This is a genomic window from Massilia sp. CFBP9026, assembly GCF_034045165.1.
GTDB classification, from domain to species: Bacteria; Pseudomonadota; Gammaproteobacteria; order Burkholderiales; family Burkholderiaceae_D; genus Telluria; species Telluria arenae.
In genome coordinates this window covers 289026-306243 of record NZ_JAXCWH010000005.1, presented here as the reverse complement: position 1 = coordinate 306243, position 17218 = coordinate 289026, and the positions used below count along the sequence as shown (strand labels likewise).

Annotated in this window: 12 protein-coding genes and 1 tRNA gene; 2 read left to right on the top strand and 11 right to left on the bottom strand. The window is 62.5% G+C overall.

The annotated features are described in order from the left end of the window. Positions 1 to 4: 4 nt before the first annotated feature. The 8 genes from SOM28_RS14695 to SOM28_RS14660 form a co-directional block, all read right to left on the bottom strand. Positions 5 to 1444: a right-handed parallel beta-helix repeat-containing protein gene (locus SOM28_RS14695; protein ID WP_320468552.1), complete on the bottom strand. Its 1440-nt coding sequence runs from the start codon at positions 1442 to 1444 to the stop codon at positions 5 to 7. Positions 1445 to 1454: 10 nt separating this feature from the next. Then, positions 1455 to 2819, bottom strand: coding sequence for a PEP-CTERM-box response regulator transcription factor (gene prsR / locus SOM28_RS14690; protein ID WP_320468551.1), 1365 nt, complete (start codon positions 2817 to 2819; stop codon positions 1455 to 1457). 14 nt (positions 2820 to 2833) lie between these two features. After that, positions 2834 to 4942, bottom strand: a complete 2109-nt coding sequence (gene prsK / locus SOM28_RS14685) for an XrtA/PEP-CTERM system histidine kinase PrsK (RefSeq protein WP_123067519.1) — start codon at positions 4940 to 4942, stop codon at positions 2834 to 2836. 90 nt (positions 4943 to 5032) lie between these two features. Then, positions 5033 to 6436 (bottom strand): TIGR03013 family XrtA/PEP-CTERM system glycosyltransferase, encoded by a 1404-nt coding sequence (locus SOM28_RS14680; RefSeq protein ID WP_123067518.1) that lies wholly within the window; start codon positions 6434 to 6436, stop codon positions 5033 to 5035. Positions 6437 to 7070: 634 nt separating this feature from the next. Beyond that, complete coding sequence (locus SOM28_RS14675; protein WP_320468550.1) at positions 7071 to 8144, bottom strand: acyltransferase family protein; 1074 nt, start codon at positions 8142 to 8144, stop codon at positions 7071 to 7073. 184 nt (positions 8145 to 8328) lie between these two features. Next, positions 8329 to 9381, bottom strand: coding sequence for an acyltransferase family protein (locus tag SOM28_RS14670; RefSeq protein WP_320468549.1), 1053 nt, complete (start codon positions 9379 to 9381; stop codon positions 8329 to 8331). Further along, positions 9356 to 9634, bottom strand: coding sequence for a hypothetical protein (locus SOM28_RS14665; protein ID WP_320468548.1), 279 nt, complete (start codon positions 9632 to 9634; stop codon positions 9356 to 9358). The genes SOM28_RS14670 and SOM28_RS14665 overlap by 26 nt, the downstream gene beginning before the upstream one ends. 116 nt (positions 9635 to 9750) lie before the next feature. Further along, positions 9751 to 9826 (bottom strand) — tRNA-Arg (locus SOM28_RS14660). A gap of 175 nt (positions 9827 to 10001) precedes the next feature. Here SOM28_RS14660 and SOM28_RS14655 point away from each other — a divergent pair. Further along, the gene (locus tag SOM28_RS14655) at positions 10002 to 10889 is read left to right on the top strand and encodes a c-type cytochrome (protein WP_320468547.1); all 888 of its coding nucleotides are present in this window, start codon (positions 10002 to 10004) and stop codon (positions 10887 to 10889) included. Positions 10890 to 10988: 99 nt separating this feature from the next. On the opposite strand, the gene SOM28_RS14650 is transcribed toward SOM28_RS14655, so the two are convergent. After that, a complete protein-coding gene (locus tag SOM28_RS14650) occupies positions 10989 to 11681 on the bottom strand; it encodes a PEP-CTERM sorting domain-containing protein (protein WP_320468546.1) in 693 nt (230 codons plus the stop codon). 537 nt (positions 11682 to 12218) lie between these two features. Here SOM28_RS14650 and SOM28_RS14645 point away from each other — a divergent pair. Beyond that, entirely contained in the window at positions 12219 to 13673 is a 1455-nt protein-coding gene (locus SOM28_RS14645; protein WP_320468545.1) for a right-handed parallel beta-helix repeat-containing protein, read from the top strand. A gap of 108 nt (positions 13674 to 13781) precedes the next feature. On the opposite strand, the gene SOM28_RS14640 is transcribed toward SOM28_RS14645, so the two are convergent. Then, the gene (locus SOM28_RS14640; protein ID WP_320468544.1) at positions 13782 to 14975 is read right to left on the bottom strand and encodes a hypothetical protein; all 1194 of its coding nucleotides are present in this window, start codon (positions 14973 to 14975) and stop codon (positions 13782 to 13784) included. Between the two features lie 171 nt (positions 14976 to 15146). Further along, positions 15147 to 17216 (bottom strand): M13 family metallopeptidase, encoded by a 2070-nt coding sequence (locus SOM28_RS14635; protein ID WP_320468543.1) that lies wholly within the window; start codon positions 17214 to 17216, stop codon positions 15147 to 15149. Positions 17217 to 17218 lie beyond the last annotated feature (2 nt).

The window sequence follows — 17218 nt, the reverse complement described above, 5'->3', positions numbered from 1 at the left end:
ATCCTCAGCGGCGCAGGCAGGCGCCGAAATCCTCGAAGGCGCCGTAGGCGCTCACCCTGGCGCGCTTGCCGCCGCACAAGTCGACGCCATCCTGGCGCGGCTCGGCGCGCTCTGGCGCTGCGTTCTTCCAGCGGAAGTCGGTGCCCGCCGGCGCGGCGAACAGGGAACGCACCGGATGCAGTCCCGCATACGAACGCCACAAGCCCGCGGCGCGATTGTCCCCCGGGTGCAGCATGCCGCCGTCGCGGCTGCGGATCGGACCGTCGACCAGGTTGCCGTCGATGCGCGCGCTGCTGGTGGTGAAGCGCACGTCGATGCCGGCGGTGTCGACCAGGGTGTTGTCTTCGATACGGGTATCGGCCGCGCTGTTGAGGTAGATGCCGACGTCGGAACAGCCGACCACCAGGTTGGCGCGCAACACCCCGCGCTCTTGTTCCGTAATGCAGCGGCCGTCGCGGCAATACCGCTTGCCGGTGCCGCCGCCGCCCAGCGACAGGCCGACGCGCTGGCCCGGCTGGCCGGCCAGCGCCGCCTCGCACCACACCAGATTACGCTCGAACAGGTTGCCGCTGCCGCCGCCCTTGGCGAAGGCGCCGTAGCTGATGCGGTCGCCGCCGGCCTTGATGAAGTCGCGGATGATGTTGCCGCGCACCGTCCAGTCGCTGGCCGCGACCAGGTCGATCGGGGTCACCGGTTTACGCGTCGCGCGCGGCGCCGGATTGGACAGGGTGTTCGCCTCGATCAGGCCATGGTCGGGAAAGCGTCCGCCGGCGCCGTTGATCTTGAAATGGGCGTTGAAGCCCTGCAGGGTGTTGTTGACGGCCGCGAAGTGGCTGGCTGGGCCGGTTACCTGGAAGGCGTGCTCGCAATCGTCGTGGGCGGCGCAGGCGCCGTCGATGGTGAGATTCTCGAAGCGCCAGTGCGGGGCGTTGACCCGGATCGCGACCGGCACGTTCGACTGCAGGGTCACCGTGCCCAGCCGGGCGGCGCGCACCACGACCGGCGCTCCCGCGCCGCCCGGCCGGCTGGCTTCCAGCGCGCGGTGGTCGATGCGGTAGCTGCCCGGCGCCAGCGTGATCGTGGCGCCCGGCGTGGCCGCGGCCATGGCGGCGCGCAGTCCCGCGACGTCGCGCACCAGGCCCGCCTCGAGCCCCGGCGTGCCGGCGGCCTGCGGCTGGGCGCCCAGCGTCAGGGCCGCCAGCTCAGGCACAAGGTCAGGCGCGGCAGCGCCGCCCGATGCGCCGCGGTCCAGCGCCAGCAGGCTGCGGCTGGCGAACTGGCCGGCGCCGACGATGACGCCATTGTGGCCGCTGCTGCACTTTTCGATATAGGGCGCCAGGGTGCGCGGCATCACGCCCGCGCGTTCAAGCGCGAACAGTCCCGCCGCCACGCCGCCGCCGGCCAGCACGGTCGCCGCCAGCACCAGCCGGGCGCCACGCCTCATGGGGAGCACTTCAGGCGCTGCTCTTGATGCCGTGCCGGCTCATCAGGTCATACAGGGTCGGGCGGCTTACGCCCAGTACCTCGGACGCCTTGACGATATTGCCGTCCACCCGCGCCAGCGCGCGCACGATGGCCGCGTGTTCGGCCTCGTCGCGCACCTGACGCAAGTTCAGCGGTTCCTCGACCTGGGCGCCATTGTCGGGCAGGCCCAGGTCGTCGGCCACGATGGTCGGGCCGTCGGCCATGATCACGGCGCGCTTGACGCAGTTTTCCATCTCGCGCACATTGCCCGGCCACTCGTAGGCTTCGATGGCGGCGATCGCGTCGGGCGCGAAATGCAGGGTCGGGCGCGATTCCTGGGCGCAGAACTTGTTCTTGAAGTGGTGGGCGAGCAGGGCCGCATCGCCCTGGCGCGCGCGCAGCGGCGGGATGGTGACCACGATTTCCGACAGGCGGTAATACAAGTCTTCGCGGAAGCGTCCGGTGCTGCACAATTCCTTGAGCTTCTGGTGGGTCGCGCACACGATGCGCACGTCGACCGGGATTTCCTCATGGCCGCCGATGCGCTCGATCACGCGCTCCTGCAAGAAGCGCAGCAGCTTGGCCTGCAGCGCCATCGGCAGGTCGCCCACTTCGTCAAGGAAGAAGGTGCCGCCGTTGGCCAGTTCGACCTTGCCCTTGGTCTGCTTGGCGGCGCCGGTGAAGGCGCCCTTCTCGTAGCCGAACAACTCGCTCTCGAGCAGGTTCTCGGGAATCGCGGCGCAGTTGATCGCCACGAAGCGCTCCTTGGCGCGCGGCGACAAGGCGTGCAGCGCGCGCGCCAGCACTTCCTTGCCGGTGCCCGATTCGCCCAGCACCATCACCGAGGCCGAGGTCGGGGCCACCTTCTCGATATTGCGGCAGACCTTGAGCATGCCGGCGTCGCGGCTGATCACGCCCGTCATCGGCGAATCGGCCTGGTTCGACTGCATGCGGCGGTTTTCCATCTGCAGGTTATGCAAGAAGAACGCGCGCTGGATCACCAGGTTCAGCACCTCGGGCTCGCACGGCTTCTGGTGGAAATCGTAGGCGCCCATGGCGATCGCCTTGACCGCGTTGGCGCGCTCCTGGTTGCCGGTCAGGACGATCACGCGGGTGTCCGGCGCCAGCGCCAGGATCTGCTCGAGCGTGGCCAGGCCCTCGGTCGAGCCGTCCGGATCGGGCGGCAGTCCGAGATCCATGGTGACCACCGCCGGCTCGTGGCGGCGGATCTGCGCCAGCGCGCTTTCGCGGTCTCCGGCGACGACCACGTCATACGCATCGAAGCTCCAGCGCAGCTGCTTCTGCAGGCCGGGGTCGTCCTCGATGATCAACAGTTTCGGTTTGTTTTGGGTCACGGCTATTCCTCAGTTCACGCTGCGCGATCGATGGCGCCGGCGGCGATGCTGGCGCCGGCTTCATGGTACAACGGCAGGGTGACGGTAAAAGTGGTTCCGACCGAGGGCGTGCTGGTCAAGTCCAGCGCGCCGCCCAGTTCAGTGATGTATTCGCGGCTCTCGAACACGCCGATGCCCATGCCGGCCGGCTTGGTCGATTCGAACGGCTTGAACAGGCGCTCGCGAATGAATTTCTCGGTCATGCCGGCGCCGGTATCGGCCACCGTGATCGCCACCCGGTCGCCCCGGCGACGCACGGTGACGTTCACGCGGCCGCTCTTGGGCGTGGCCTCGATCGCATTCTGGATCAGATGGCCCAGCACGCGCTCGAGCCGCTCGCGGTCGGCCAGCACCATCAGGCCCTGTTGCTCGACCTGCAGCGCGGGATGCGGCTCGAGGGCGCTCTTGAGCGCGATCGCCTGGCGCACCACGGCCTCGACCGACAAGGCGCGCGGCCGCGCCGGCGCATCGTTGCGGCTCAGTTTCTGCAGCATCGACGTCATCTTCTGGATCGAATGGTCGACCGTGTCGAGCATGTCGCGCTGGAACTCCGGATTGTCGCGGTGCTTTTCGGCGTTGGCGTTCATCAAGGACAGCTGGGACACCAGGTTCTTGAGGTCGTGCACCACGAAGGTCGACATGCGGTTGAACGAGTCGAACTGGCGCGCCACCATCAATTCATTGGCGGCGTCCTGCTGCGCAAGGTAGCTGGCGGCCTGGCTGCCCGCGATCTCGAGCAGGTCGAACACTTCCCAGTTCAGGGCCACCGTGCTGCGCGCGTCCTGCAGCACCACGAAGCCGAACAGCTTCGAGTGCATGATCAGGGGCACCACCAGCCAGCCGCGCGGGAATTCCTTCAGCCAGTCCGGCAGTTCGAGGTCGCCATACTTCTCGGGCAAGGCCTGGTATTCGCGCAGGTCGATCACCCACTGGGTGGTTTCCAGGAAGCGGCAGAACTTCGAATCGGCCGGCTCGACGGCGCTGCTGGCGGCCTGCCAGCCGGCCACCGGGCGGTAGGTGCTGGCGCCGCCGCTGTCCGGTTCCCCGTCGCGGCGCTGCCATAGCACCCCGCCCGGGCTTTCGACCAGGCCGCCGACCGCCTCGATCGCGCGCTCGCCGATATTGGCGCTGTGCTCGGACAGGGTGCGCGTGAAGCGCATCCATTCCTCGCGGTAGTCGTAGCCGTAGCTGTAGAAATGCTTGCTGATGAAGACCTTGAGCCAGGCACGGAAGGCGCCCGAGAACAGGGTCCCGGCCAGCACCAGCAGCGCGCCGCACAGGAACACGACCTGCATCACGCCGCCCCAGCTGCCGCCGAAGTAGCGCAGGTAATAGCCCGCGAAGCCCATCGCCATCAGGTACAGCGCGGAGCCGAACAGCGCGGTCGAATGGAACATCACGCGCCGCGACAGCGCCAGCGCATTGGCGCGCGAGGTGCCGCGCTTGATCGCGGTGCCGATCAGCGGCATCGCCAGGGCGTTGACGATGCCGCGCGCGGCCCAGGTGTCCTGGTGCATCTCGTGGAACAGCATCGCCTGGCTGTACATATAGAAGTCGTAGGCGAACATGGCGCCGATGCCGATGCAGGCGAACTTGATGGCCCAGCGCTCCTGCACCGTCTTGTTGCGGTACACCTGCTCGACCAGCAGCATGCCCAGCACCGCCTGGCATACGCGCAGCGTCACGTTCGGCAGCAGGCCGTCGATATTGAGCATCAGGTCGGTGCGCAGCAGCGCCGTCGCCAGCAGCAGGCCCAGGTAGGCAATGCCACCGGCAAACACCGAGGTGCGCAAGCCGAATGGCCAGCGGCTGCTTGGGTCGCGGTAGTTGCCGAGTAACAGGACCAGCACGACGCACCAGGCGCCGCTGCGCAGGATCTCGAGCTTGTCGGTCCAGACCGACCACAAGCCCAGGCCGGACGCGGCTTCCAGCGCCAGGGCGCCGGACCAGAGCGCGGTGAGCGCGCAGGCGATCGCGACCGGCGCGACGTGGCTGCGGCCGCGCCAGATCGTCAGCAGGAGACCGATCAGCAGGAAGAAACCGACGGCGGCGACGCTATAGCTATAGACGGCAATGCTGGTCAACGTGCGCCATCCATGAGAACGAGCATTGAAAAAATCCGGGTAAGGAGGCCACACCGATGCCTGGCCCCGGCGCTACCCGGGGCGTGGTCATCAGCGCCCGCTGCGGAACAGCACGACCTTGAGTGTGTTGATCAGGACCAGGACGTCGAGGAACAAGCTGTTGTTCTTGACGTAATACAGGTCGTACTGCAGCTTCTGCAGCGCATCCTCGGCCGAGGAACCATAGCCGTAACGCACCTGGGCCCAGCCGGTGATGCCCGGCTTGATGCTATGGCGCACATTGTAATACGGCACCACTTCGATCAGTTGCTCCACGAAATAAGCGCGCTCGGGACGCGGACCGACGAAGGACATGTCGCCCTTGAGCACATTGAACACTTGCGGCAGTTCGTCGATGCGGGTCTTGCGCATGAAATTGCCGACGCGGGTGACGCGCGGATCGTTCTGGGCCGCCCACTGCGGCTTGCCACCCTTCTCGGCATCGGTGCGCATGCTGCGGAACTTGTGCACTCGGAAAATCTTGCCATCCTTGCCGACCCGTTCCTGCGAATAGAACACGGGGCCGCGGTCTTCCAGCCACACGGCGATCGCCGCGGCCAGCATGATCGGCAGGGTCATGACCATGATCAGGGTGCTGCATACCAGGTCGAAGCCGCGCTTCATGAAGGTGCGGATATAGCTCTGGTCAAAGCCGCCGCCGAAGACCAGCCAGCTCGGCTGCAGGGAATCGACCCGGATCTGGCAGGTTTCGCGTTCGAAGAAGGTGGCGGCGTCGGTGACCTTGAGGCCTTGCAGTTTGCAGTCGAGCAGTTCCTTGATGGGGAAGCTGCCGCGCCGGTTCTGTACCGAGACCACGATTTCCTGCACGCCATACTGCTTGGCGACCTTGACCAGCGAATCGCCGTCGCGCACTTTCAGCAAGTTGCCAGACGGGACGCATACCTCTTCAGTAGCGACCGGAATGAAGCCGGCGATATTGTAGCGGTGGTAGCTGGTCTTTTTCTGCGCCAGCTCGCTGCACTCCTTGGCCAGCGGGCCGCAGCCGAGGAACATGATGCGCGACTGCATCAGGCGCATCTCGGACGTCTTGAAGAAGATGATGCGCGCCGTAAAGATGCCGACCGCCGCCAGGCCGAATACCAGCAGCAGGATGCCGCGGCCGAAATACAGGTCGGGAGCGATATAGAACACCAGGGTCAGGATCAGGAAGCCCATCAGGAAGGCCGGCATCAGCTTCATGAAGAAGGGATGGCGCAGGCCCTCGTCGAAATCGAGCTGGTACATGCCCATGGCGCTCATGCTGAAGCTGACCGCCACCGCGAAGGCGATCGCCGAGGCCAGGAAGTGGTCGAGCTGGAGCGCCGATACCGGCGCGTTGACGTCGAGCAGGCGCATCGCGGCGCCGGCATAGGCGGATCCTAGCAGGATCAATATCTCTACGAACAGAAGGACGAAAACGATCTTCGACACATAGTGATTAGAGATACGAAACATGTTATTCCCCAGAATTTATTTTTGCTTCACTGCTTGCTGAAGAGTGAGGGCAAGGATGCCGATTGCGCGCGGACAGCCGCGCATCGTCTCATATAAGCACGTCAACATGTCGCGCTCGCTTGCGACCTGTTGTATTTACCACATGTTACCTCACCATCAATTACAAATAAGATAATTTTTTGACGCAACATTGGCAATATAGCAAAAAAATTGCGAAAGATATTTGTAACGTGCTTGACCTTGGGTGTACCGAAGGCACAGCGCTGGAACCCTGCCGACGGTGTCATGCATGTCATGCTAAGGTCGGACTGTGTATTCCCTGTGACACCCGCTTGCATCCAGTGCCAAGAATGCCATTTTGCCATTGCCAGTACGATGATTCTTTGCCATATTTTTAACTTTCAATATAGCATGGAAACATAGACAGACTCAACGAGAGCACAATTGCGCGTCTGTACCATGCAACATGGATAGCACCCGCTTCTACGCCGCGCGGGCAAGTTGCCGGTGTCGGGAATTCCAGTGTGCAATTAGAGAGCGAAATTCTAGCATTGACGGAACAACATGCAGGGGATCAAACCCTATCGTGCGCTATTGCACGATAGTTAAGGTTGATCTAATGCAATTGTTCTGCTCAGATGCGCGCGATGCTGGGCCGTATCGCGGCGGCGCTCTCGCCGGCGGATGCTTTGTTCGCCTTGCCGCCGGCGCCGATCAAGACCGGGAACAGGCGCGGCATGAGGTGTTCGGCAAGGCGATAGACGACGATCAGGACCGCGGTCACCACGAGCGGCGCCATCACCCAGTACACGGGGTAAGGCAAACCGTCGCCGAAACGGCCGTACAGGATCCAGGTAAGCAGCAGCACCGGCGAATGCGCCAGGAACATGAAGAAGCTGTACTTGCTCATCCCGGCGAGCCACCGTCCGGCGCGGCTTTCCGCCAGCAAAACGGTGGCCGGCCAGATCAGGAAGGGCGCGACCAGGCGCAGATAAGTCGTATTGGCGATCCGGAAATGCACCATTGCGGCGCAGGCCAGCAGAAACAGCATTAGGCACGGCAATGCGTAGCGGTCCAGCCGGCGCAGGTTCCAGCCGCGCACGGCTGCCATGCCGCCGACATAGAACAGCACCGCCATCAGGTCACGCAGTACCAGCACGCCGTCATAATTATTGAAGAAGACGACTGCGACCAGGACCAGGCCCGGCCATGCATGGCGGCGCAGCAGCCAGCCGAACAGGGGTGCGAGCAGGATCAGCACCAGCAGGTCGCGCAGGAAGTTCAGCGGATAGTTGATCGGCGACGCGGTCAGGCCGAAAGCGGCATTCAACCATGCCATCGGTTCGAACGGCCACAGCTGCGCGGACAGCTCGATGCCGGCGAACATCTCGGCGCCGAGGGCCAGCGGCAGCAACGGGAGGTTGAAGCACAGGAAGGGAAGCAGGATGGTGCGCGCCTTCTTGCCGAACAGCTTGCCAGGCAGGCGGTCGAGCCCTGCCCCGAACAGCAGGAAGCCCGAGATGACAGTCAGCACCGGCACGGTGGCGCGGAACATGGCGAGCTGGAAGAAGGCCTTGGTGGCGTCGAACCAGCCATCGCCGAGTTCGCTCATCGGCACATAGGCCGGGGTATGCAGCACGATGACGCCAAAGATCATCACGAAGCGCAGCAGCGCGATGCGTTCCCGGAGGCTACGGTCGAGTGTCATGGAAGTCCTGTTCTGCGGCGCGACAGGGGCGCTAGGGCGCTGTCACATCAAGATCGATAAGGCTTGCCGCAAGGGCAACAAGCCTACTTACCATAGGGTCAACAATCGTGAATGTCAATTGTGCGCAGAAAAGTTTGCACAATTTAGAATTCGTGCGGCGGCTCGCGGGACCGGCAAGCCGCCTCTACACGGCAGGCATGGCGCTCGGTGCGAATCTCTGCTTGAGGCGGCGGAACAGATGGTTGCTGGGCCGCTCGACGTAACCACGCACCGCACAGGCCACGAACACGATCGCGGCGCACATGAAGACGAACGCCAGGAGTTCGCCGACCGAACTACGGAACAAATCGTAGAGCATGAACCCGAAATGCTGGTGCAGCAAGTAGACCGGATACGTCAGGATCCCTGCCATATAGGTCCAGATATTGCCCTTCATCGACCACAGGTCGCAGGAAATCAAGGCGAACACGGCGAAAAACGACAGGATGGCGAGGACCGCGACCACGGGCGAAAACGGCGCGCCGGTGCGCACCGACAGCGTGGCGGTCTCTTTCACGGCATAGGCGATGGCAAGCAGCAGGGAACATCCCAGGATCAGGAGATTGCGCCTGTTCGCGCCCTCGTTCCGGATCAGGAAAAACATGCCGCCAGCCACGAACAGCGGCGCCCATTGGGCCGCCAGCCAGAACTGCACCGGGTGCATCGGACGCACGAGATTGACCACACTGATCGCCAGCCAGCCCAGGTACAGCCAATGGATGTGCTTGATCATGCCAAAGAAGATGACAGCGGCCATCAGCAGATAGAAATGCAGCTCGAAGCTCAGCGACCAATAGGAGCCATCGACGTAATCGACGCCCAGCCAGTGGTTGATCATCGTGAGATTGGCCAGGTATTCCGGCAACTCGACGCTATAGCGGCGGCTGCCCACGATCCAGGCGGTGACGGCGGTGACCGTTGCGGCGGCCCACAGGGCCGGATACAGCCGCACCATCCGCGACGCAAGGAATCTGCGCGCGCTGACGCCCTGGGCCGACATCAGGATGACGAAGCCGCTGATCAGAAAGAACAGGTGCACGCCCAGGTAGCCATAGCGCGACACCGGGTCGAACAGCATGGTCGCGCCGGGCATGTCGCCGCTGCGCGGGCCACGCGACAGGAAGTGGAATGCGACGACAGCCAGGCAAGCCAGGCCCCGCAGGAGGTCGAGTTCATGCAAGCGCAGGATTGGTCTCATTGCCGCCGTCCTCCTCAATTCCTTGAACTTTAATATGGGAAACCTGATAAGAGGTCATGACTTTCGGCAGCAAAATCAACCGGATCAATGACGGAATTTTGAGCAAGCGCAATACAAGCGCGAACAGCATTGTCTCAGGTAGAAGAACTTTGTGAAATAAGTATTGACGGATGGGCCAGCAAACGGGGCTGATATGTATCTTTTTTATCAATACCATGACGCCAGGCGTCAGCAGGCATGGGCCAGTTGCCATGTGAATGCCGATGAGCGGCCACAAGGAATCAAAGGAAATGCCAGGTCAGGAAGCGAGCAGACATTGCTGCTGCTGCGACCGGTCGGCGGCGCCGACGCAATCGAGAGGGGGCCTGGTGGCGCGGCTGGCTGGGATCGAACCAGCGACCCTTGGCTTCGGAGGCCAATACTCTATCCACTGAGCTACAGCCGCGCTGGAGGCGTAGCGAAGGATACAGTCTTTCCGCAGGTACGTCCATGGGGAGAGGCGGAAAAACCCCTGCACCAATGCAGGATTACACTATAATAAGATGCTTGACGGCATTTGCAAAAAGCCACTGAATCGCAGCCCTTTCGTGGCAGGTTTTTTTAATTGAATTAAGGAAATCATGAGCGACGCACACAACGAACACCAATCCCTCATCCGCACGCCCAAACAACTAGTCGTCGCCGTCACGGGATTTTTCCTAGTCATTGTTCTCGGTATCATTCTGTTAGTCACCTTCGTGACCAGCACCGCCACTACGGGCGCCGGCACCGACGGCCAGAGTGCCGAAGCGATCAGCAACCGTATCCGCCCCGTCTCGGAAGAAGGCTTCACCCTGGTCGACGCCAATGCGCCGCGCGTGCTGCAGGCCGGCGGCGCCGTCTATGCCGCCACCTGCGCGGCCTGCCACGACAGCGGCATGGCCGGCGCGCCGAAGACCGGCGACAACGGCGCCTGGGGTGCGCGCCTGGCGCAAGGCTACGACACCATCCTCAAGCACGCCATCGAAGGCATCCGCGCGATGCCGGCCAAGGGCGGCAATCCGGACCTGGACAATCTCGAGGTCGAGCGCGCCGTCGTGTTCATGACCAATAAAAGCGGCGCCAGCTTCAAGGAGCCGGCCGAACCCGCGCCTGCCCCGACTGCCGCCGAAGCGACTGCCGATATGACTGCCGCCCCTCCGGCCCCGGCAGCACCTGCCGCTGCAGCGACGGCGGCGCCTGCCGCGGCGCCTGCGGCCGCACCTGCCGTCGCCAGCCTCGATACGGGCAAGAAAGCCTACGATGGCGCTTGCATCGCCTGCCACGGCGCCGGCATTGCCGGCGCGCCGAAGTTCGGCGACAAAGCGGCCTGGACCGCGCGTCTTGGCCAGGGCGCCAACGTCCTCTACGATCACGCGATCAAGGGCTTCCAGGGCAAGACCGGCTTCATGCCACCCAAGGGCGGCTCCACCCTCCCCGACGCCGAGGTCAAGGCTGCCGTCGATTATATGGTCGCTGCAGTGAAATAATTTCATTGCCGCCCACAACAAAAAAGCACCCGTCGGGTGCTTTTTGTTTGAAAGATCATGAACGTTGTTGTAGCGCAACCCAGCAATACGCCCTTCCAATCAACGACTGCGACGACGGCGCGTGGCCAGCATTGCCATTAATCCAAGTCCTGTCAGCAGCACGCCAGCGGGTTCCGGAACCGACACGGGCTCCTCGCTCACGAAGAAATCGAAGTTAATACCGAGGATGCCGAGCCCACCGAGCGATTCGCTATGGAATATCCCATCGGCGGTCGGGAAAAATCCATCCCAGGGTGCAGATTGGCCGACATTATCGACCAGATTGCCGGAATCAGTCACCAGTTTATTATTGGAATCGAGAAAAGAAACCCGCGCATCGTAAAGGAATACCGAACGCAGCAAATCGAGGCCATCGCCGAATGTACCGATACCGTAGTAACCCGATTCATCGGCCATCGGGAAGAAATCGCCATTCGCGCGAAGCTGAATACTGATGAGCGAACGGCCATTACCAAGATCGGTTTCCGATTCGGAGACGGTGATCGGCAAGAATTCCCAGGCACCGAGTTCGCTTATGCCATCGAATGCGGCAATGCCATGGAAAGCTTCGTTGCTGTTGTCCCGGTCCAGGTAGACAGAGTAGGTCGAGCCTGCTGCGACGACTGGCGCCGCGACGGCAGCCTGGGGAGCGAGCGCCAGGGCAGCTACCGACATCAGAATTGATCCAATCAACTTACGCACGTTTTCCCCCTTGATATCAAAATGTAATGCCGATAAGCAAGCAATAATCATGCCGTTCGGATTTTTACAGATGAATCAAGCGCTTGAGAAAATACCCGGGAATTCATGCGCGTCATGTGTAAAGTATTTCGACAGCATCTGATGGTCGCGCCTGGTCCTTATACAAGCGGTTCTCTCCTCATCCTCATCCGGTCCCGTCCAGCAGCAACCTTCACCGCCACCTGACAACAGTGCCGCGCGTGATTTTCCCCGCATTTAAACAGGGGTTCCATTTTCCTGTTTATTTCTCCTGTCTTTTATCGATACCCCTTTAGCTGAAAAACGCGTTTGTCTTGCTTTCTTATGCCGCCTTGACAATACAAATTTTATTCAAGGAAATATTATTAAAACAGGAAGCAAGCTGTCATGTAGTTAGGAAAAAGTCTTGCAAGAAATAGTTGCCTTTGATGCCTTATACTTTTCAAATGTTAAATATTTCCATATTGCACTGTCACAATTCGTTACAAGTGTCCTGGCGTAAATATCGTATTCTCGAAACTTTCCAACCGGAACAATTCCACTAGGAATTTTTTTACAGGACAAAATACCATGCAACAATTCCGCGATACTACGTCGAGCAAATCCGCCACTTTTCGTCTGAGCGCCGCGCTGCTGATGTCGCTGGCGGCTGTTGGTGGCGCGTCGGCCGCCACCCTGTCGGTGGGCCCGGGCAAGACCTACGCGGCGCCATGCGCCGCTTTCGCCAAGGCCAAGGCCGGCGACGTCGTCGAGATCGACGGCAGCAAGACTTATAGTGGCGATGTCTGCGCCATCAGCCCGAGCAACCTCACCATCCGTGGCGTCAACGGCCGTCCGAAGATCGATGCGGCGGGCAAGAATGCCCAGGGCAAGGCCATCTGGGTCGTCAAGGGTAATGACATCACGGTCGAGAACGTCGAAATGTTCGGCGCCAAGGTGCCGGACAAGAATGGCGCTGCGCTGCGCCTCGAAGGCACCAATTTCACGCTGCGCTCCTCTTACCTGCACGGCAACGAGAACGGTATCCTGAGCGGCGCCAACATCAACAGCAATGTCGTGATCGAATACAGCGAGTTCGGACGCAATGGTGCGGGTGACGGTTATTCGCACAATCTGTATATCGGCAACGTCGGCAGCCTTGTGTTCCGCTATAACTATTCGCACGACGCCCGGGTCGGTCACAACCTGAAGTCGCGCGCCAGGATCAACACCATCAGCTACAACCGCTTCTCGAGCACCCCGTCGGGCAGCCTCAACGCCGGCACGCCGAGCTACGAGATCGACCTGCCGAACGCCGGCACCGCCTATGTGATCGGCAACGTGATCCACCAGCCGGCCGTCCACAACAATCCGGGCATGCTGGCCTACGGCATGGAGGGAGCGACGAATCCGGGCAAGGACCTGTATGTCGTGAACAATACCTTCCTGAATGACGACAGCTCGCGCGGCACCTTCGTGCTGGTCGGCAGCAAGGTCACCACGCCTGCCCTGCTGCAGAACAATATCTTCAGTGGCACGGGCACCGTGACCAGCCAGGGCAGCGCCATCCAGAAGAGCAACTACCGCTCGGTGGCCGCCGGCTTCGTCAACCGTGCACTGTTCGACCTGCATCCGATCGCCAATGCGCTGGTGATCAACGTCGGCACGGCGCCGGGCAAGTCGGCTGCGGGCGTCAGCCTGGCGCCGACCGCGCAGTACAAGCATACGGCGGCCGGCGAGAGCCGTCCGGTATCCGGCACACTCGATATCGGCGCGTATGAAGCCTCGGGCCCGACGTCGACGCCATCGACTCCTGCGCCAGCGCCCGCACCCGCACCGGCGCCGGGCACGCCGGAAACCTGGAAGCAATGCGCGACCGAAGGCTATACCTGCTCGTTCACCGGTACCCGCGAAGTGCGCTTCGGTGTGTCGGGCGCCTACAGCACCAAGGTCGTCACCGCCAAGACCGCCTGCACCACCAAGGTGTTCGGCGATCCGAAGAAGGGCGCATCGAAGACCTGCAGCTATTCGAGCCTGGCACGCTGATCGACCGCCCCGCGCCACGGCGTGGGACGATCATCAGTGACCATCGACAAAAAGGCCACGCCCCGCTCATCGCGCGGCGTGGCCTTTTTGCATTGGGAGCCTGGCGCCCTATCTCGCGGCGCTCTTCCTGGCCACGAAGCGCCAGTAAAGCTGCTTCGCATACGGCTCGGGACGCGACTGCATCGCAATCAGGTCTTGCAGCAGCCGTTCGGGAGCATGCCGCATGATGCGCGCGACCGGCGGTACGGCAAAGTTGCGGCGCGCGATCTGCTCCGCGATTTCCTTGTTCAGGAGCGAAGATTCCTTCAGGACCAGGGCGATGAACAGGTCGCGCACGCGCCGGTAGGCCGCGAGGTCGAAGGCCCGGTTGTAGTTGTCGAGCTTGCCGGCTATCTCCAGCGTCAACTCGGTCCGCAAGCATTTCCAGCAGGTCGAGCAGTTCACTACGCCCGCCTTCGGCTTCACGCACACGTCGAGCGTGTCGAACGTCGCCGGTTCATCGGCAATCAGTTCGGTCTTTTCGAAACGGGTGAACTGGCCGCCCGCCGAGATGCACTGGGTGGTCTCGGTCGACAGCAGCGCCACGCCGACCGCATCGGAGAACCCCATGTACTCGGTCTCGTTGACGAAGGCATCCCGGTAATGCACCGCCGACGAATAGAGGAACTTGGCGCAGGTGTCCTGGAACAGGAGCGCGGTCGCGCAGTTGCGGATGGTGTGGGTCTTCTCGAACTTCGAGCGCATCACCTCGTCGAGATTGGACGTCACCGGCAGGAACGGCAGGCCCATCGCGCGGCTCTCGAGCCGGCGGTATCGCTCCTCGAAGATCTGCTGGTCGTTCCTGGTCTGGCCATGTGAGCCGACATTATTGAACAGCAAATGGGTCACCCGGAACTCGGGCGGCACATCCTTCGTATGGCTGAGGATGGTCGCGAACGAGTCGACCCCGGCCGAAAAACCGGTAAACACGCCGGCGCCGCCATGGTTCCTGGTCGTCAGCCGCCTGGCGACGATGGAAATCGGCTTGCGCGCCGCCTCGAGCGTGCGCAGGAAGGCCAGGTAGTATTGCGTGACGTTGTAGTACAGCAGGCTGGACAACTCGCCCTCGACCACGATGTCGAGACCCTCGCGCATCGCGCGCGGCAGCAATACCAGCAGGAAGCTGTCGGCGGCATCGACCGGCCGCAGCGGCGTCTCGAACCACAATGTCTCTTCCCCGCCGGGGAAGCGGAGCCGTGCACTGATCCTGTAAGGCCCCTCCCCCTCGATGCGGGGCGGCTCGATGGTGACTACGCTGTTCATGTGCGATCCACGTGGCGATGCAAATATTGCAAAAGTATAATATATCTGCCGCGCATGGGGCGCACGCGATTTTCTCCAGTGCAATCCATCAAACCGATAAAAAAAGCCCGTCCGATTGCCCGGCCGGGCCCTTGACGTCGCGGGTTCACCCCAGCAACGGGGTCCCGATACTTACCAGATGATCACGCGATCCTTCGGCGCCAGGTACATCTTGTCGCCCGCCTTGACCCCGAACGCCTCGTAGAAGCCCGGCTGGTTCTTCAGGGTGCCGTTGGCGCGGTACTGCGCCGGCGAGTGCGGATCGGTCTTGATCTGGGCGATCTGCGCCGGCTCGCGCATCTTGGTGCGCCACACCTGGCCCCAACCCATGTAGAAGCGCTGGTCGCCGGTGAGACCGTCGATCACGGGCGCCGGTTTGCCCTTCAGCGAGATCTTGTAGGCTTTATAGGCGATCGCCAGGCCCGAGTTGTCGCCGATGTTCTCGCCCAGGGTCAGTTCGCCGTTGACGTTATAGCCTTCCAGTGGGCTGAAGGCGGCGTATTGCGCGATCAGCGCGCGGGTCTTCTCGCCAAAGCGCTTGCCGTCTTCTTCGGTCCACCAGTTGCGCATATTGCCATCGCCGTCGTACTGCGAACCCTGGTCGTCGAAGCCGTGGCTGATCTCGTGGCCGATCACGGCGCCGATGCCGCCGTAGTTGACCGCGTCGTCGGCGTTGGCGTCGAAGAATGGCGGCTGCAGGATCGCGGCCGGGAACACGATCTCGTTCAGTTCCGGGTTGTAGTAGGCGTTGACGGTCTGCGGCGTCATGCCCCACTCGTCGCGGTCGATCGGCTTGCCGAGCTTGTTCAGTTCGCGGTTGTATTCCACTTCGCGCGAGCGCATCACGTTGCCGACCAGGTCATCGCGCTTGACGGTGAGCGCGGTGTATTCCTTCCACTTGTTCGGGTAGCCGATCTTCGGCGTGAACTTGGCCAGCTTGGCCTGGGCTTCCTTCTTGGTCGCTGGGCTCATCCAGTCCAGGGTGTCGATCGACTCCTTGTAGGCGGCCAGCAGGTTGTTGACCAGGACTTCCATATGCGCCTTGCGCTCGGCCGGGAAATGCTTGGCCACGTACAGCTTGCCGACCGCGTCGCCCAGGCTCGACTCCAGGGTCGATACGCCGCGCTTCCAGCGCGGTTCCAGCTGCGGGATGCCGGCCAGGGTGGTGCCGTTGAAGGCGAAACGCTGGTCGACGAAGGCCTTCGACAGGTAGTTGGCGTAGCCGTTCACGGTCTGGAACTGCAGATAGGCTTTCCAGGTCTCCAGCGGCATGCGGCCGAGAACATCGGCGAAGCCCTTCAGGTAGGTCGGCTGGCTGACGATCAGGTAGTCGGCCTTGCCCTGCAGGCCCGAGGCCTTCAGCCATTGCTGCCAGTCGTAGCCCGGCGCCAGCGCAGCCAGCTTGTCCAGTTCAACCTTGTTATAGGTCTTGATCGGGTCGCGGTTCTCGACCTTGGTCCACTGTACCTTGGCCAGCTCGGTTTCCAGCTCGACGATGGCTTTCGCATCCGCCGCGGCATTCTTGCCGCCGGCCAGCGTCAGCATCTTCTCGACGTGCTGCTGGTACTTGGCGCGGGTGTCGGCCAGCTTGGCGTCGTCCAGCTTCAGGTAATAGTCGCGGTCGGGCATGCCCAGGCCGGCCTGGTACAGGTCGGCCACGTATTTGGTGGAGTCCTTGGCATCCTGGTGGATGAAGAACACGAAGGGCACGTTGACGCCGATGCGGCCCAGGTGGGCGAACATGGCCGGCAGCTCGTTCTTGTTCTTGATCGCGGCGATCTTGCCCAGTTCACCGGCCAGCGGCTTGGCGCCCAGCTGTTCCAGGCGCGCTTCGTCCATATAGCTGGCGTAGAAGTCGCCGATCTTGCGCGCTTCGGTGCCGTTGGCGGCGCTGCGCTCCATCGCCGCCTTTTCGATGACCGCGCGCAGCTGCGGCAGGGTGTCGTCGCGCAGCTGGTGGAAGGCGCCCCAGGTCGACTTGTCGGCCGGGATCTCGACGCTCTTGAGCCACTTGCCGTTCAGGTGCTCGAAGAAGTCGTCCTGGGCACGCACGCCGGCATCAATGTACTGGGTGGCGATACCGGACGATGCGGCGCTGGCCTTGGCGGCGGTGGCAGGGGTGGCAGGGGCGGCGCCGGATTCGGCGTGCGCGAACGAAGCTACCAGCACGAGTGCGGCAGCGCTGAACAGATGACGTTTCATGT

Excerpts from the sequence above, each read along its gene's own strand:
- SOM28_RS14695 (WP_320468552.1), bottom strand. The coding sequence starts at position 1,444 with ATGAGGCGTGGCGCCCGGCTGGTGCTGGCGGCGACCGTGCTGGCCGGC.
- SOM28_RS14680 (WP_123067518.1), bottom strand. The coding sequence starts at position 6,436 with ATGTTTCGTATCTCTAATCACTATGTGTCGAAGATCGTTTTCGTCCTT.
- SOM28_RS14675 (WP_320468550.1), bottom strand. The coding sequence starts at position 8,144 with ATGACACTCGACCGTAGCCTCCGGGAACGCATCGCGCTGCTGCGCTTC.
- SOM28_RS14670 (WP_320468549.1), bottom strand. The coding sequence starts at position 9,381 with ATGAGACCAATCCTGCGCTTGCATGAACTCGACCTCCTGCGGGGCCTG.
- SOM28_RS14665 (WP_320468548.1), bottom strand. The coding sequence starts at position 9,634 with ATGGCAACTGGCCCATGCCTGCTGACGCCTGGCGTCATGGTATTGATA.
- SOM28_RS14655 (WP_320468547.1), top strand. The coding sequence starts at position 10,002 with ATGAGCGACGCACACAACGAACACCAATCCCTCATCCGCACGCCCAAA.
- SOM28_RS14650 (WP_320468546.1), bottom strand. The coding sequence starts at position 11,681 with ATGATTATTGCTTGCTTATCGGCATTACATTTTGATATCAAGGGGGAA.
- SOM28_RS14645 (WP_320468545.1), top strand. The coding sequence starts at position 12,219 with ATGCAACAATTCCGCGATACTACGTCGAGCAAATCCGCCACTTTTCGT.
- SOM28_RS14640 (WP_320468544.1), bottom strand. The coding sequence starts at position 14,975 with ATGAACAGCGTAGTCACCATCGAGCCGCCCCGCATCGAGGGGGAGGGG.
- SOM28_RS14635 (WP_320468543.1), bottom strand. The coding sequence starts at position 17,216 with ATGAAACGTCATCTGTTCAGCGCTGCCGCACTCGTGCTGGTAGCTTCG.